This is a genomic window from Pseudazoarcus pumilus (assembly GCF_002872475.1).
GTDB classification, from domain to species: domain Bacteria; phylum Pseudomonadota; class Gammaproteobacteria; order Burkholderiales; family Rhodocyclaceae; genus Pseudazoarcus; species Pseudazoarcus pumilus.
Map to the genome: position 1 here is coordinate 234442 of NZ_CP025682.1, position 16021 is coordinate 250462.

A 16021-nucleotide genomic window follows, 5' to 3' on the forward strand; every position below is an offset into this window, starting at 1 on the left:
TGCTCACCGTACCGGTGTACGGCTGCGCTTCTCGGGCCGACCTCGCGCCGCTCACGACGGCGGCTTCACGAGTCGAGACCGTGCCTGTAAGAAAAAAGGAATCCTGATGCGTACCCCATTCACGGTCCGTCTCTTCAGCAACCTGCCGGCCTCGGCCCGCATCGCGCTCGCACTGTTCGCGCTGGCCGCCTTCGTGTGGGTGCCGGTCGCGCACCTCGTGCTGCCGGCCGAGCACGCGCTGCACCTGTCCGGCTACTGGGTCAGCCTGCTGGGCAAGATCCTGTGCTACATGATCGTCGCCGTGGCGATGGACCTGATCTGGGGCTACGCCGGCATTCTGTCGCTTGGCCACGGCATGTTCTTCGCGCTCGGCGGCTACGCCTTCGGCATGTATCTGATGCGCCAGATCGGGCGCGACGGCAGCTACGGCTCGGACCTGCCGGACTTCATGGTCTTCCTCGCGTGGGAGGAGCTGCCCTGGTACTGGGCAGGCTCCGATTCCTTCCTGTGGACGGTCTTCCTGGCCATGGCCGTGCCCGGCGTGGTGGCCTTCATCTTCGGCTGGTTCGCGTTCCGCTCGCGCATCAAGGGCGTGTATTTCTCGATCATCACCCAGGCGCTCACCTACGCCGCGATGCTGCTGTTCTTCCGCAACGAGACGGGCTTCGGCGGCAACAACGGCTTCACCGACTTCAAGCGCATCCTGGGCCACTCCATCACCTCGCCCGAGATGCGCGTGACGCTGTTCGCGCTCTCGGCGCTGCTGCTCATCTTCTGCCTGCTGCTCGGGCGCTATCTGGTCACCTCGCGCTTCGGCCGTGTGCTGGCGGCGATCCGCGATGCCGAGAGCCGCGTCATGTTCATCGGCTACAACCCGCTGCACTACAAGCTCTTCATCTGGACGCTGTCCGCCGTGCTGTGCGGCCTGGCCGGTGCCCTGTACGTGCCGCAGGTGGGCATCATCAACCCGTCCGAGATGAGCCCCGCCAACTCCATCGAGATCGCGGTGTGGGTGGCCGTGGGCGGGCGCGGCTCGTTGATCGGTGCCGTGGTCGGCGCGGGTGTGGTGAATCTGGCCAAGACCTGGTTCACGGTGACCGTGCCCGAATACTGGCCCTTCATGCTCGGCTTCCTGTTCATCGCGGTGACGCTGTTCATGCCGCAGGGCATCGTCGGGCTGGTGCGCAAGCTGTTCTCGCGCCGCCGCGCCCAACCGGCCGACGAAAAGCCCGCCGACGACACGCCGACGACGCCCGCGGCCGACGCCGCCGATGAATCCACCCAGACGCGCGACCCGCTCGCGCGGGGAGCCTGACATGGACGTGAACACCCCCTTCCTGCGCGAGCCCGGCGATGCGCCCGGACACCGTGGCGGGCCCGAGCGCCACACCGTTCGCCACGGCGAGCTCGACCTGTCGCACAAGGTCATCCTCTACCTGGACGGCATCACCGTCTCCTTCGACGGCTTCCGCGCATTGAACGAGTTGTCGCTGACGGTCGACGCCGGCGAGCTGCGCTGCATCATCGGCCCCAACGGCGCCGGCAAGACCACGATGATGGACGTCATCACCGGCAAGACGCGCCCGGATTCCGGCAAGGCCTACTTCGGCCAGACCATCGACCTCACCCGCATGACCGAGCCCGAGATCGCGCACATGGGCATCGGCCGCAAGTTCCAGAAGCCCACCGTGTTCGAGCAGCTCACCGTGTTCGAAAACCTGGAACTGGCGATGAAGGCCGACAAGCGCGTGCGCCGCGCCCTGTTCGCCCGCCTGTCCGACGAGCAGCGCGACCGCATCAGTGACACCCTCAAGCGTATCCGCCTGACGGACGCCGCCGACCGCGTCGCAGGTCTCTTGTCGCACGGCCAGAAGCAGTGGCTGGAAATCGGCATGCTGCTGATGCAGGAGCCGCGCCTGCTGCTGCTCGACGAGCCGGTCGCCGGCATGACGGACGATGAGACCGAACGCACCGCCGAACTCTTCGTCAGCCTCGCCGGCGAGCACTCGCTGGTCGTCGTCGAGCACGACATGAGCTTCGTCGAAGCGCTGGGCGGCAAGGTCACCGTGCTGCACGAAGGCTCGGTGCTCGCCGACGGCCCGCTCAAGGACGTGCAGGCGGATGAACGCGTGATTGAAGTCTATTTGGGCCGCTGAACATGCTTAAAGTCGAAAACCTCCACCAGTACTACGGCGGCGGCAGCCACATCCTGCGCGGCCTGTCTTTCGAAGTGCCTGTTGGCAAAGTCACCACCCTGCTGGGCCGCAACGGTGTCGGCAAGACCACACTGCTCAAGACGCTGATGGGCCTGGTCCCCTCCGCACAGGGCACCATCACCCTCAACGGCGCCGACATCACCAAGGCGCCGTCCTACAAGCGCGTCGCGGCCGGCATCGGCTACGTGCCGCAAGGCCGCGAAATCTTCCCGCGCCTCACGGTCGAAGAGAACCTGCTCATGGGTCTCGCCACCTGCCCCGGCAGCGCGAAGATTCCCGAGCGTGTCTTCGACATGTTCCCGGTGCTCAAGCAGATGATGCACCGCCGCGGCGGGGATCTGTCCGGCGGCCAGCAACAACAACTCGCCATCGGCCGCGCCCTGGCCTTCGGCCCCAAGCTGCTCATCCTGGATGAGCCCACCGAAGGCATCCAGCCCTCCATCATCAAGGACATCGGCAACGCCATCCGCACCCTCGCCGAGTCCGGCGAAATGGCCATCCTGCTGGTCGAGCAGTACTACGACTTCGCCCGCGACCTGTCAGACCACTACCTGCTCATGGAGCGCGGCGAGATCGTCATGCGCGGGGCGGGGGAGGATATGGATGCGGACGGGGTGAGGGAGGAGTTGGCGGTTTAGCGCACAGCGACGCAATCCGCGTCTGCTACTTTCCAGCTACCGCAAGCACCGCCTGCGGGTTGGTGCTGGCAATCGCAAGCAGGGTCCGGGCCGCACCACTGGGCTGCTTGCGGCCCTGCTCCCAGCCCTGCAGGGTGCGCACCGAAACCCCCAGCAGCGCCGCGAACTGAGACTGCGACAGCCCGGTCTTTTTGCGCGCCTCGATGACCGGAGAAGTGACAACCTGCAGTTGGCCAGCCTTCATCTCCTTGACCGCCTGTAGCAGATCGGCAGCCAGATCGCGCTCGGCTTCGTAAGCAGCCAGTTCCTTGTCGGTCAGGGGTTTATTCTTCGAGGGCACGGCGGATCTCCTTCAGCTTTGCGCCACTGATGTTGTCGGTTCTGGCCTTCGCGTAGAGGGTGAGCAATACGATCTCGCCCTGAGCCGTACGGGTGAAATAGATCACGCGCACGCCGCCTGACTTGCCAGATCCGGCGCGGCTCCAGCGCACCTTCCGGATACCGCCGGATTCCGGCACGACATCCCCGGCGCTTGGGTGCTCCGCGATATAGGCGGCGAAGGCGCCTCGCTCCTCTTCAGTCCAGTATGCCGGCCACTGGCGTTGGAAGAGAGGCGTCTCGACGACTGTCAGCATGAGCGGATTGTACGCCTAAGGCGTATGGCAATCCAGGGCCGAAGCGCTTCACCGGCGGATGCGTGACCGATGCGATCCATCCTCGCGGCTGCAGGCGCCTCGTGGTGCTTACCACTCGATCTCCGGCCATTCGCGCGAATCACGCAACTGGCGTGGGGTGCAACCATGCTTCTTCGCCTCACGTTCGAGCATTGCGGCGTATTCGCGATACTCGGGCGACCATTGGGCCATTGACCGGATCAGGGCTGGCAGGCGCCGAAACCTCACTTTCCCGGAGCCGCCGCCGTACAGGTAGGAATAGGTGACATCCGCCACATAACCGTCGAGGAAGTGCGGATTTGTCGCCCCGATCAACGGATAGCTCGACACCACCTCCGCGCCCACCCTCGGGTCGTACTCCACGAGGGCTGACTCGACGCAGTACTCGAGTCGGGTGAGGTTGGATTGATGCGCCTTGTTCGTCGGGCGGTATGCCGCCAGTTGTCGAAAGTAGGAGGTGTAGAAAACGATGTGGGGCCATACGAATCGGGTTCCAAGCTGCGTCCCCGACTCGGATTCCAGAACCTCTCGTTGCCCTTCGAAGGCCTTGCGGATCTCGTATGCAACGGATAGTGCGTGCTTGTGCACATCCGGCCCGCCTCCGGATTCTCTGCACAGAAAATGGATCGTCTCGTGGAGGTCTTCGAGGTCGTCCATGTGTCCGAACAGGGTGAGGCCAGCACCCTTCTTTGTTGGCGTGGCATGTAGCATCCAAGGACTCCGGTGGCGATTCAAGAGGTGCAGCAAAGGCGTCAGTGTCATTTGAGGGCTGGTGCTATGGCGCGCCAGCCTTCAATGTCGGATAAGGCTTCATCCATAAACCGTTGCAGATCGGTATCAGCCATGTCTGCCTGTGCGGCAAGGCGCGACTGGCGACGGCATTCTTCGGCGAAGTCGGGATGGTGCAGGTCCGGCACCCAAAGCAGCACCGGGCGCAGACCAGCCCTGCGCAGCGCGTTGCGGTGTTTGCGAGGGTGTGTGTTGACGTCTGCCATGCATTTCTCCGGAAGTTTGCGGCAGGTGCGCTGCGCTTACCTGCCCTACGAGATCGTTGTTCACGTCACGTGAACGTTCAAGATTATTGAACGGTCCCGTTCTTGGAGGACTCACGGCAAGTCCCGCACCCGCAGAAACACCGGAAACCGCGGCATTCCGTTTGGTGTGAGTTCCCGATAGCGATAGGTCACCAGACGCCCCACCGCTGGCGGGTCGCGGCGCTGGGCGTCGGTGAGGCCGCTGCCGAGGCGGAAGCGGCGGCCGTCGGGGGTTTCGACGAGCAGGGAGCCGGTCATGCCTTGCAGGCGCCCTTTGCCGGGCAGGTGGGCGATGACCCGGGCTTCGTCGTCGAGCTGGGGGGTGCGTTTGAGCAGGGCGGAGTTGCGGCCGGGGGTCCAGTGGGCTTCGGCGTGGTGGAGCATCAGGCCTTCGCCGCCAGCGATTACGACTTCATCGAACCATTGCTGCAACTCGTCGCGGTTGGCGACGCGGCGTTGCGGGGCGGCTTGCAGCCACGGGACGTTGGCGGTGGCGGCGATCTGGCGCATGCGTCCGACGCGGGTGGTGAAGGTGCCGGGGGTGCCGGGCAGGTCGAAGACCATGTAGCGCACGTCGCGCCAGGCGGGGTCTTCAGGTGCGTGGCGACGCACCAGGCCGGAGAGGCGATCGAAGGTCCGCCGGCCCAGCCACAGTTCGCCGTCCAGCGTTTCTTCAGGCGGCAGGGCGGCGGTGAACCAGTCGGGCGCGGCAATGGTGCCCCCGCCGCGCAACGTGAGCGCGTGGCCGTCCCAGCGGGCGCGTACGCCGTCGTACTTTTCGCTGACCCAGTAGTGAGAAGGGTCGATGCCGTCGTGATAGCGCCCGGCGAGCATCGGCTGGAGGCTGGCGTCCGCCAGGGCGGTTGCGGTCGTGATGGCAAGCCAGACGAGCACGGCCGCGCGCAACAGACGTCGGGGTTTCATGCCGGAGGGCCCTCCCGTGGGAGCAGGATTCCGGCATGCAGCTTAATCCATTTGGGATAATTCTGCGTTGTTGCAGCGGGTGCGGGCGTGAGTTTCTAGCGATGCCGTAGGTGCGCTGCTTGCCTGCGCTACGGCGGTTGGCTGGTTCGACGTAGCTCAGGTAAGCGCCGCTGGCGCGCACCTGAGGCAACTCAGCCCAGTACGCCGTTGCGCCACAGCTCCGCGAGCACGACCACGACGATGGCGGCGAGCAGCCACCACTTCCACGCGCCGCCCTTTTCCGCGTAGGGGTCGTCGAGGCTGCGGGAGGCGCCGTCGGGGAGTTCGGGGGTGCCGGTGAGCGAGCCGCCGAAGGGGATGTTGATGCGGGCGCGGGCGTTGACGGCCCAGCCGTTGGCGTCGAGCAGGGGGCCGAGGTTGCGGCGGCGCAGTTTGAGCCAGGCGAGCAGCATGGACGGGCCGGAGATCAGCAGCACGACACCCACGAACACCAGCGGGATCTTCCAGGCCGGCAGCGACAGCAGGCCGGAGACGATGGCCGCCAGTGCGGTGCCGATGGCGCCGATGGCCAGGCCGATGGCGGCGAAGATGCCGGCGAACTTGGCGATGTCGAAGGCCTGCGAGGCCGGTGCAGCGGGGGTGCCGGCTTCGGCCTTGGCGGCGGAGTCGGCGATGCCGGCCTGGGCTTTCGATTCCACGGCCTTGTCGCGCGAGGCGGCGAACTTCTCCATCTGCGCGCCGATCAGGCGCGCGACGCGCTTGTAGGGCGAGAAGAAGGCCTGACGCACGCTGATCGGCGCCTCGACCACCTTGACGACGGTCGCACTCCAGTCGAGCCCGGCGCGGTCGTAGAACAGGCCGTTGCGGCCCGGCACCATCATCTCGTCGGCATCGCCGCCGGTCATCGCGGCGACGATGGTGAAGGGCTTTTCGCCTTTGCGCGAGCAGGTGCAATACACCAGATAGGCGCCCGACAGCGGCGCGAGCTTGGCGTGTTTGGCCATGTCGGGCACGCGCAGCACCAGTTCGCAACTGCGCTCGTCCAGATACAGCGTGCCGGCCTGGAAGATGGCCTTGTCCTGGCGGGCGTAGAAATTCGTGAGGCTGACGAAGTTGCGCAACAGCGTCACCAGATCGCGCCGGTAGCGGGTCAGGCGCTCGAGCGCGTCGATGGGGCCGGCGGCGCCGTGGGCGGCGCGGTCGGCCTCGATGCGTTCCATCAGGCGTGCCCGGGTGTCGTCTTCGAGCAGTTCGCGCAGGCGGGTCACATCCAGGGTGGCGAGCGCCGAATCCGGTTTGGCGCCGAGCCAGCCGCGGTAGGCGGCGAAGCGCGCGGCCAGATCCTTCCAGTCAGCCTCGGACAGCGTTTCGCGCTTGCCCAGCAGCGGTGTGACGACGGCGTCGTGCAATTGCGCGATGCGCGCGGCCCAGGCCGGGTTGAGCTCGCCGGCCAGCGGCAGCGGTTTGTCGGCACCGGCCAGCGCCAGCGGCAGGGCGGCGATGTCCGTGTGCCCGGCATCGAGCGTCTGCGCGCCGAGGCCGCCGTAGAAGGCCTCGGCCGGGTTGAGCGCAGCGCCCGCGCGCGCGTCGAAGGCGGCCAGGCGGCAGCGCGTGAAATAGTCGTCCACCTTGGCGCGCACCGCGTCGAAGACCTCGGCAGCGGCGGCGGTGTCCTCGCCCAGCGGGCGAACGTCGTCGGCCTTGTCCTCGGCCGCGCGATGCCAGTCGGACACCTGTTGCGCCTGTTCGAAGAAGGCCGTGAGCGTGCCTTCGGTGATGCCCGGCTCGCCGGACAGGTCGGCTTCGCCGCCCAGGGTCTCGACGATCAGCGCGATCGCGGCGGCCAGGCGTTCGTCGCCGGCGAGCGCGGCGGGCACGATGCCGTCGCCGTTGGGATGGTCGGCCGAGAACAGGCGCGTCTTGTCGGCCACGTCGTCGAACGCGATCGCATCCGCTTCGGGTCTGCCGAGCACGGCGAGCACCTCGCGCGCGGCGGCGAGCAGCGTCGCGCCCTCTTCGTCGGCCTCGTTCAGTGCGGCCAGCGGCACGGCATCGCCGCTGTCGAACAGGACCTCCGGCGTCCTGAGCACGCGGCACACCCATTCGGTCGCGGCGACGATCTCGGGCTGGCGGATCTGGCCGTCACCGTCGGTGTCGATCAGCGCCAGCGTGCGGCAGTCGAACTCGAGATCGGACGTGGGGCAGGCCAGCACCGACCACAGCTTCTGGTCCAGCGTGGCCAGATTGCGCAGGTCGTCGGCGCGGTCGATGCGCACCTGGTCGAAACCGCCGACCCGGAAGAAGCGCCAGCGATGAGGGGTGGATGCTTCCGGGGTGTCGCTCATGGCGCTCTCCTGCGCGGGGCACGATGGGCGCGAGTGTAGCGCGAAGCGCGGGCGTCCGGGAGCGTTCGCAGGGCCGGCTTCAGCCCGCTTCGCCTTCGAGCTTGTCGCCGGTGCGCAGCTCGAAGTCACTCGCGTCGTGGCGCTCGGGCAACTGCTTTTCCGGCGGGCCCCAGGTGCGATTGACTATCTGCCCGCGGCCCACGGCCGGGCGCCGGGCAATGATTTCGGCCCAGCGCTGAACGTTGGTGTAGCTGGCCGCGTCGAGGAACTCGGCCGCACCGTAGACTTCGTTGCGCACCAGTGCGCCATACCATGGCCAGATCGCCATGTCGGCGATGGTGTAGTCCGCGCCGGCGACGTATTCAGCCTCGGCCAGTCGGCGATCGAGCACGTCGAGCTGGCGCTTGACCTCCATGGTGTAGCGGTTGATCGGGTACTCGTACTTTTTCGGCGCATAGGCGTAGAAATGCCCGAAGCCGCCGCCGAGGATCGGTGCACTGCCCATCTGCCAGAACAGCCAGGACAGGCACTCGGTGCGCCCGTGCACGTCTTTCGGCACGAATTCGCCGAACTTGTCCGCCAGATACAGCAGGATCGCGCCCGATTCGAACACGCGCAGCGGCGGGTCCATGCTGCGGTCGAGCAGCACCGGAATCTTGGAGTTGGGGTTGAGTTCGACGAAGCCGCTGCCGAACTGCTCGCCCTTGGTGATGCGGATCAGATGTGCGTCGTATTCGGCGCCGGCATGACCGCGCGCGAGCAGTTCCTCGAGCATCACCGCGACCTTGACGCCGTTGGGCGTGGCCAGCGAATAGAGCTGCAGCGGGTGACGGCCCACCGGCAGGTCCTGCTCATGCGTGGCGCCGGCGACCGGGCGGTTGATGTGGGCGAAGGCGCCGCCGCTGGGCGCTTCCCATTTCCAGACTTTCGGCGGGGTGAAGGTGTTGTCGCTCATGAAGGCTTCCGTATGTGAAATGGCCTGTGCTTCGACGTTCGATCGCGGCGCGCGTTCCTCAGCGCGTGCGTTGCAGCCAGTGCCGCGCCACGTCCACCATGCGGTTGGCGAAGCCCCATTCGTTGTCGAACCACACCAGCAGATTGACCATGCGCCCGCCCATCACGCGCGTCTGGCTGCCGTCGACGATGGCCGAGTGGCCGTCGTGGTTGAAGTCGATTGATGCGTGCGGCTCTTCCGAGTACTCGATGCGCCCGGCCTGCGGGCCTTCGGCCGCGGCACGCAGCAGCGCGTTGACCTCGGCCACGGTGACCTCGCGCGACAGCTCGACCACCAGGTCGATGGCCGAGACGTTGTGCGTGGGCACGCGAATGGCCTTGGCCTGCACGCGCCCGCCAAGTGCCGGCAGCAGGCGCTCGACGCCGCGCGCCAGCCCCGTCGACACCGGAATGATGGACTGCATCGCCGAGCGCGTGCGCCGCAGGTCGGCGTGGTGGTAGCCGTCGATCAGTGGCTGGTCGTTCATCGCCGCGTGCAGCGTGGTCAGCAGCACCTGCTCGATGCCGACCTCGCGCAACAGCACGTCAAGCACCGGCACCACCGCGTTGGTGGTGCACGAGGCGTTCGAAACGATGCGCTCGCCGCCGCCGAGTACGTCTTCATTGCACCCGTAGACGATGGTGGCGTCGACATCCTCGGCGCTGTTGGCCGGGTGCGATACCAGCACGCGTGAGCAGCCTGCGTCGATGAAGCGCATGAGTTCAGGGCGGCTGCCGTACTGGCCGGAGCATTCGACGACCAGATCCACCCCTTCGGCGCGCCAGTCCACCTCTTCCGGGGTCGAGGCGTGAGTGACCGCGATTTCGCGCCCATCGATGAGCAACCGCCCGTCGCCGGCCTCGACCTTGCCGGGAAAGCGTCCGTGCGTGGAGTCGAAGCGGGTCAGATAGACGATGCCGCGAAAGTCGGCCGGCTCGTTGATCGCGACCACTTGCAGATGGTCGGCCATGTCGGCTTCGACCAGCGCGCGCAGAAAGCAGCGGCCGATGCGGCCGTAGCCGTTGATGGCGATTCGGAACGGGGCGGAATGCGTCACGGCGGGCTCGTTTGTGCAGTGCAAGGCGTGATTGTAACGGGTGGGCTTCGGTGTCGCGGAATGTCGTATGTCGCGAATCGAAGTGCATTGCGCGGTATGGATCGGCCATCCGGCGGATTACGCTGTGCTAATTCGCCCTACGACTGCAGCAGTTCACGCGTCGCGCGGGCGATCACCGATTCCTCGTCGGTGGGCACCACGCCCACCGCCACCGCGCTGTCGTCGGCCTCGATGCGCGGACCGTGGGTGACGTTGCGTGCCGCGTCCAGCCGCAGGCCGGTCCATGTCAGCAGTTCGCACACGCGTTCGCGCACCGGCGCGGAATGCTCGCCCACGCCGGCGGTGAACACGATCGCGTCCAGCCCGCCCAGCGCGGCCATCAGCGAGCCGGTCTCGCGCGCCACGCGGTAGCAGTACAGTTCCACCGCCTCGGCCGCGGCGCGGGCGTCGGAGTCGAGCAGCACGCGCATGTCGGGCGAGATGCCCGACACGCCTGCCAGGCCGGACTCGTGGTAGAGCAGCCGGGTGATCGCGGCGGCGTCCATGCGCTTGTGCTCCATCAGATAGAGCAGCACGCCGGGGTCGAGGCTGCCCGGACGGGTGGCCATCATCAGGCCGTCGAGGGCGGTAAAGCCCATCGTCGTGGCCACGCTCTCGCGTCCACGCACCGCGCACAGCGAGGCGCCCGCGCCCAGGTGTGCGACCACCACGCGGCCGTCGGCGCGCTCATCGAGCAGTGCCGGCAGCTGCGCCGCAACGTACTCGTAGGACAGGCCATGAAAGCCGTAACGGCGCACCCCCTCTTCGGTGAGCGCGCGCGGCAGCGCGAAGGTCGCGGCGCGCGTGTCCTGGGTGTGGTGGAAGGCAGTGTCGAAGCAGGCCACCTGCGGCAACTCGGGCAACTGCGCGGCCAGTGCGCGGATGCCGCGCAGGTTGTGCGGCTGGTGCAGCGGCGCGAGCGGGACCAGCGCTTCCAGTTCTTCCAGCACCGTCTCGTCGATGCGCACCGGCGCCGAGAAGTGCGTGCCGCCATGCACGACACGATGGCCGGCGGCGACCAGTTCCAGTGCCGCCAGATGCTCGCGCAGCCAGTCGAGCAGCCAGGTCAGCGCATCCTCGTGTGCGTGCTCCGCGTTTTCCGGGGTCGGCAGGGCCTCGTCGAAGCGCTCGTCGCCCTTGCTTGCACGCAGGCGCGGCTTGACGCCGATGGCGTCGATCTGGCCCGACAGCAGCGCCGGCGCGTCCGCCCGGTCGGCGGCGAACACGCCGAACTTGAGACTGCTGGAACCGGCGTTGAGGACGAGCAGTGCCTTCATGAGCGTGTTGCGGCCTCTTGCTTGCGGTGCGCCAGCAACTGCGCGATCGCGCACGAGGCGGTGCGGGTCTGCGCGTCATCGGCACGACTCGTCAGCACGATGGGTACGCGCGCGCCCAGCAGGATGCCGGTGAGCAGCGCGTTGGCCAGATATTCGAGTTGCTTGGCGACCATGTTGCCGGATTCGATGTCGGGCACCACGAGGATGTCGGCGTTGCCGGCCACGGCCGAGACGATGCCCTTGTTCTTGGCCGCGACCAGCGAAACGGCGTTGTCGAAGGCCAGCGGGCCGTCCAGCAGGCCGCCGGTGATCTGGCCGCGGTCGGCCATCTTGCACAGGCAGGCGGCGTCGATCGTGGACTTGAGCTTGGGCGTGACCGTTTCCACCGCCGAGAGGATGGCCACGCGCGGCTGAGGCAGACCCATGGCGTGGGCCAGATCGATGGCGTTGCGCACGATGTCGGCCTTCTCCTCGAGCGTGGGCTCGATATTGACCGCTGCGTCGGTGATCATCAGCGGATGCGGATAGGTCGGCACGTCGGCGACGAAAACATGGCTGATGCGTCGCCCGGTGCGCAGACCCGTGGCCTTGTCGACGATTGCGGCGAGCAGTTCGTCGGTGTGCAGCGACCCCTTCATCATCGCCGCGGTGCGCCCCTCGCGGCACAGTTCGACGGCCTTGTCGGCGGCGGCGTGGCTGTGTTCGACGTCGACGATCGGAAAGCCTTCGATGTCGAAGTCGTTTTCCTCGGCGATCGCGCGGATGCGCCATTCCGGCCCCACCAGCACCGGCGCGATGATGCCTGCACGCGCGGCCATCACCGCGCCGCCGAGCGATTCCCTGTCGCACGGGTGGGCCACGGCCATCGTCACCGGCGGCAGGCCTTCGGTGGCCGAGAGCAGATGGCGGTAGCGCAGCTCGCGATCGGACACCGTGATCTCGGGCAGGTCGACGCGCGGGCGGCGGATCTTCTCGGCGGGGGCGACGACTTCCGCCGTGCCCTCGATGACCGGGTTGCCGTCCTGATTGCGCGCCGCGCACTCGAGCAAGATGTGGCGGTTGTGGGCGAATTTCTCGCGGCAGGTGACCGTGATCGTCAGCGTGTCGCCGATCGCCACCGGCCGCAGGAAATTCAGGTTCTGAGAGACATACACCGTGCCCGGGCCGGGGAACTCCGTGCCCAGCACGGCCGAGATCAGCGAACTGCCCCACATGCTGTGGCCGACGATCTCGCGGAACTGGCCGGAGCGCGCGTATTCGGCATCGACGTGGGTCGGATTGACGTCGCCGGACATTACCGCGAACAGATGGATGTCGGCCGGGCGCAGGGTGCGCACCAGTTCGGCGCGGTCGCCGACCTGGATCTCGTCGAACGGGCGGTTCTCGATGAACTTCGGGGCGGGGTTATGCATGGGGTCTCGCTCGCATGGCGTACCGGAGCATTCTAGACCGTAGCGCGACATCCTTTGTTGCGATGCATCAAGCGGCACCGCTGCCAGGTCCCGAGGGGGCACATGCTAGAATCGCCGCCATCCCCAAGCGGTCCGGAGCGTCCATGGAAGTCGTGATTCTCGCCGCCGGCAAGGGCACGCGCATGCGGTCACGCCGGCCCAAGGTCCTGCAACCGCTGGCCGCCCGACCCTTGCTCGCGCATGTGCTCGACACCGCCCGTGCGCTCGATGCCGCGCGCATCTGCTGCGTCATCGGCCACGATGCCGACGCGGTGCGTGAATCGCTCGCTTCGCCCGACCTGCGCTGGGTCGAGCAGCACCCGCAACTGGGCACCGGCCATGCCGTGCAGCAAGCGTTGCCGGAACTGTCCGACAACACGATCGTGCTCGTGCTCTATGGCGATGTGCCGCTGACCCGGCGCGAGACGCTGGCCGCGCTCGTCGACGCCGCCGGGGCCGAGCGTCTGGCGATGCTCACCGTGACGCTCGATGACCCCGCCGGCTATGGGCGCATCGTGCGCGACGCGGCCGGACGCGTGCAGCGCATCGTCGAGCATCGCGACGCGACCGCCGTCGAGCGCGAAATCCACGAAATCAACACCGGCATCCTCGCCGCGCCCGCTGCGCGCCTGCGCCAGTGGCTGGCACGCGTGGGCAACGACAATACCCAGGGCGAATACTACCTGACCGACATCGTCGCGCTGGCCGTGGCCGATGGTGTCGAGGTCGTCACCGCCCAGCCGACGGATGCGTGGGAGACGCTGGGCGTGAATGACCGCCGTCAGCTTGCCGCGCTGGAGCGCATCGTGCAGCGCAATGCGGCCGACGTCTTGCTGGACGGGGGCGTGACGCTTGCCGATCCGGCGCGCATCGACGTGCGCGGCACGCTCGAGTGCGGGCAGGACGTCGAGATCGACATCGATTGTGTGTTCGAAGGTCGCGTGGTACTGGGCGACGACGTGAAAGTCGGCGCGCACTGCGTGCTGCGCGATGCGGTGATCGGTGCCGGCACGCGCATCGCGCCGTTCTCGCATGTCGAGTCCACGACCATGGGTGCCAATTGCATCATCGGCCCGTACGCGCGCACCCGCCCCGGCACCGTTCTGGCCGACGGCGTGCATCTGGGCAACTTCGTCGAGGTCAAGAACAGCCAGGTCGGCGCGGGCAGCAAGGCCAACCACCTGGCCTATGTCGGCGACGCCGACGTCGGTGCGGGCGTGAACATCGGCGCCGGCGTGATTACCTGCAATTACGACGGTGCCAACAAGCACCGAACCATCATCGAGGACGAGGCCTTCGTCGGCTCCGATGTGCAACTCGTCGCCCCGGTGCGCATCGGCCGCGGCGCCACCATCGGCGCCGGCACTACGCTTACCCGCGACGCGCCCGAAGAGCAGCTCACGATCTCGCGCGTCAAGCAGACCAGCGTGCGCTGGAAGCGCCCCAAGAAGAAAACCCCCTGATCCGGAGGCTGCCATGTGCGGCATCGTCACCGCCGTCGCGTCGCAAGACGTGGTTCCCGTCCTCATCGAAGGCCTGCGCAAGCTCGAATACCGCGGCTACGATTCCGCCGGGCTGGCCGTGCTCAACGGCGGCCTGCGCCGCGTGCGCTCCACCGGCCGCGTCGCCGAACTGGCCGAGGCGGCCGCCGAAGTGCACGCCCCGGTCGGAATTGCCCACACCCGCTGGGCCACGCACGGAGCGCCTTCCGAGCGCAATGCCCACCCGCATGTCTCGGGCGGACTGGCGGTGGTGCATAACGGCATCATCGAAAACTTCGAATCCATCCGTGCGCGCCTGTCGGCCGCCGGTTACGTGTTCGAATCCGAGACCGACACCGAGGCCATCGCCCACCTGATCCAAAGCAAGCTGCGCGAAGCCGGCAGCCTGTTCGAGGCCGTTCGTCTGGCCACCGCCGAGCTGACCGGCGCCTACGCCATCGGCGTGCTGCACGAGACCGAACCCGAATGTGCCGTCGTCGCCCGGCGCGGCTCGCCGCTGCTGCTGGGCATCGGCGAGCACGGCGTCTACGCCGCTTCCGACACCGCCGCATTGCTGCAGGTCACACGCAACATCGTGTATCTGGAAGACGGCGACATCGCCGAACTGACGCGCGAGGACGTGCGCATCACCGACAGTGCGGGCCAGCCGGTCGAGCGCGCAACGCATGTATCCAGCCTGTCGGCCGACGCCGTCGAACTGGGCATCTACCGCCACTACATGCAGAAGGAGATCTTCGAGCAGCCGCAGGCCCTGGCCAACACGCTGGAGATCATCGGCGGTGGCGGCTTGCCCATTCCGCAACTGTTCGGCGCCGACGGGCCGGCGGTGCTCGGTGGCGTGCGTCAGGTGCTGATCCTGGCCTGTGGTACCAGCTATCACTCCGGCCTGGTCGCGCGCTACTGGCTCGAATCCATCGCCGGGATTCCCTGCACCGTCGAGATCGCCAGCGAATACCGCTACCGCAGCTCGGTTCCCGACCCGGCCACGCTGGTCATCGCCATCTCGCAATCGGGCGAGACGGCCGATACGCTCGCGGCGCTCAAGCACGCCACGCTTCTCGGCATGACGCGCACGCTCGCCATCTGCAACGTGCCCGAGTCCGCGATCGTGCGCGAGGCCGCCCTGCGCTTCATCACGCGTGCCGGCCCCGAGATCGGCGTGGCCTCCACCAAGGCCTTCACGACGCAACTGGCCGCGCTGGCGGTGCTCACGCTCACCCTCGCGCGCATGTCGGGTCATATCGCAGAGGACGTCGAGGCGCGCCACCTGGCCGGCCTGCGCCACCTGCCCGTGGCCGTGCAGAAGGTGCTCGAACTCGAACCCCAGATCGAGCAGTGGGCACAACGCTTCGCGATGAAGCACCACGCCCTGTTCCTGGGCCGCGGCCGCCACTGGCCCATCGCCATGGAAGGCGCGCTCAAGCTCAAGGAAATCTCCTACATCCACGCCGAGGCCTACGCCGCCGGTGAACTCAAGCACGGCCCGCTGGCGCTCGTCGACGAGGACATGCCGGTGATCGCCGTCGCTCCCGCCGACGAACTGCTCGAAAAGCTCAAATCCAACCTGCAGGAAGTGCGCGCACGCGGCGGCGAGCTCTACGTCTTCGCCGACGCCGGCAGCGAAATCCCTGAGACCGACGGCGTGCACATCCTGCACATGCCCGAGCACTACGGCATGCTCTCGCCCGTGCTGCACGTGATCCCGCTGCAACTGCTGTCGTATCACGCCGCGCTGGTGAAGGGCACGGATGTGGACAAACCGAGGAACCTGGCGAAATCGGTCACAGTGGAATAGCGCCGTCCTCCTACTGCGGATGGTGTTCCTTGCCATTAAAGTCGAAAACGTGGCAATAAAGTCGAAAACATGGCA

At 67.2% G+C, this 16021-nt stretch carries 15 protein-coding genes; 5 read left to right on the plus strand and 10 right to left on the minus strand.

The window, feature by feature from the left end:
• Nucleotides 1–106 precede the first annotated feature (106 nt).
• The 3 genes from urtC to urtE are packed head-to-tail and all read left to right on the plus strand — an operon-like array spanning nt 107 to nt 2854.
• The gene (gene urtC / locus C0099_RS01160) at nt 107–1315 is read left to right on the plus strand and encodes an urea ABC transporter permease subunit UrtC (RefSeq protein WP_102245737.1); all 1209 of its coding nucleotides are present in this window, start codon (nt 107–109) and stop codon (nt 1313–1315) included.
• Nucleotide 1316: 1 nt separating this feature from the next.
• On the plus strand, nt 1317–2156 hold the full coding sequence (urtD, locus tag C0099_RS01165; protein ID WP_102245738.1) for an urea ABC transporter ATP-binding protein UrtD: 840 nt from the start codon (nt 1317–1319) through the stop codon (nt 2154–2156).
• Nucleotides 2157–2158: 2 nt separating this feature from the next.
• Nucleotides 2159–2854, plus strand: a complete 696-nt coding sequence (gene urtE, locus C0099_RS01170; protein WP_102245739.1) for an urea ABC transporter ATP-binding subunit UrtE — start codon at nt 2159–2161, stop codon at nt 2852–2854.
• 25 nt (nt 2855–2879) lie between these two features.
• Here the strand turns inward: urtE and C0099_RS01175 are convergent, their stop codons facing one another.
• The 10 genes from C0099_RS01175 to C0099_RS01220 form a co-directional block, all read right to left on the minus strand.
• Nucleotides 2880–3194, minus strand: a complete 315-nt coding sequence (locus C0099_RS01175) for a helix-turn-helix domain-containing protein (RefSeq protein ID WP_102245740.1) — start codon at nt 3192–3194, stop codon at nt 2880–2882.
• Nucleotides 3178–3489 carry a type II toxin-antitoxin system RelE/ParE family toxin gene (locus C0099_RS01180; protein ID WP_102245741.1) on the minus strand — a complete coding sequence of 104 codons (312 nt, stop codon included), beginning with the start codon at nt 3487–3489 and terminating at the stop codon, nt 3178–3180. Before C0099_RS01180 ends, C0099_RS01175 begins: the two co-directional genes overlap by 17 nt.
• A gap of 108 nt (nt 3490–3597) precedes the next feature.
• Nucleotides 3598–4290: a DUF6904 family protein gene (locus C0099_RS01185; protein WP_408634107.1), complete on the minus strand. Its 693-nt coding sequence runs from the start codon at nt 4288–4290 to the stop codon at nt 3598–3600.
• The gene (locus C0099_RS01190) at nt 4287–4523 is read right to left on the minus strand and encodes an antitoxin MazE family protein (RefSeq protein WP_102245743.1); all 237 of its coding nucleotides are present in this window, start codon (nt 4521–4523) and stop codon (nt 4287–4289) included. The genes C0099_RS01185 and C0099_RS01190 overlap by 4 nt, the downstream gene beginning before the upstream one ends.
• Nucleotides 4524–4634: 111 nt before the next feature.
• Nucleotides 4635–5486, minus strand: coding sequence for a DNA ligase (locus tag C0099_RS01195; protein WP_102245744.1), 852 nt, complete (start codon nt 5484–5486; stop codon nt 4635–4637).
• Nucleotides 5487–5677: 191 nt separating this feature from the next.
• On the minus strand, nt 5678–7831 hold the full coding sequence (locus tag C0099_RS01200; RefSeq protein ID WP_102245745.1) for a hypothetical protein: 2154 nt from the start codon (nt 7829–7831) through the stop codon (nt 5678–5680).
• Between the two features lie 79 nt (nt 7832–7910).
• Nucleotides 7911–8786: a glutathione-dependent disulfide-bond oxidoreductase gene (gene yghU, locus C0099_RS01205; protein WP_102245746.1), complete on the minus strand. Its 876-nt coding sequence runs from the start codon at nt 8784–8786 to the stop codon at nt 7911–7913.
• Nucleotides 8787–8844: 58 nt separating this feature from the next.
• Nucleotides 8845–9882, minus strand: coding sequence for a type I glyceraldehyde-3-phosphate dehydrogenase (locus C0099_RS01210; protein ID WP_102245747.1), 1038 nt, complete (start codon nt 9880–9882; stop codon nt 8845–8847).
• A 137-nt stretch (nt 9883–10019) separates the two neighbouring features.
• Nucleotides 10020–11198 (minus strand): acetate/propionate family kinase, encoded by a 1179-nt coding sequence (locus C0099_RS01215; RefSeq protein WP_102245748.1) that lies wholly within the window; start codon nt 11196–11198, stop codon nt 10020–10022.
• A complete protein-coding gene (locus tag C0099_RS01220) occupies nt 11195–12610 on the minus strand; it encodes a bifunctional enoyl-CoA hydratase/phosphate acetyltransferase (protein ID WP_102245749.1) in 1416 nt (471 codons plus the stop codon). Before C0099_RS01220 ends, C0099_RS01215 begins: the two co-directional genes overlap by 4 nt.
• A 143-nt stretch (nt 12611–12753) precedes the next feature.
• On the opposite strand from C0099_RS01220, the gene glmU reads away from it, so the two are divergent.
• Both glmU and glmS read left to right on the plus strand, forming a co-directional pair.
• Nucleotides 12754–14112 (plus strand): bifunctional UDP-N-acetylglucosamine diphosphorylase/glucosamine-1-phosphate N-acetyltransferase GlmU, encoded by a 1359-nt coding sequence (gene glmU / locus C0099_RS01225; protein ID WP_102245750.1) that lies wholly within the window; start codon nt 12754–12756, stop codon nt 14110–14112.
• A gap of 13 nt (nt 14113–14125) precedes the next feature.
• Nucleotides 14126–15946, plus strand: a complete 1821-nt coding sequence (gene glmS, locus C0099_RS01230; protein ID WP_102245751.1) for a glutamine--fructose-6-phosphate transaminase (isomerizing) — start codon at nt 14126–14128, stop codon at nt 15944–15946.
• Nucleotides 15947–16021 lie beyond the last annotated feature (75 nt).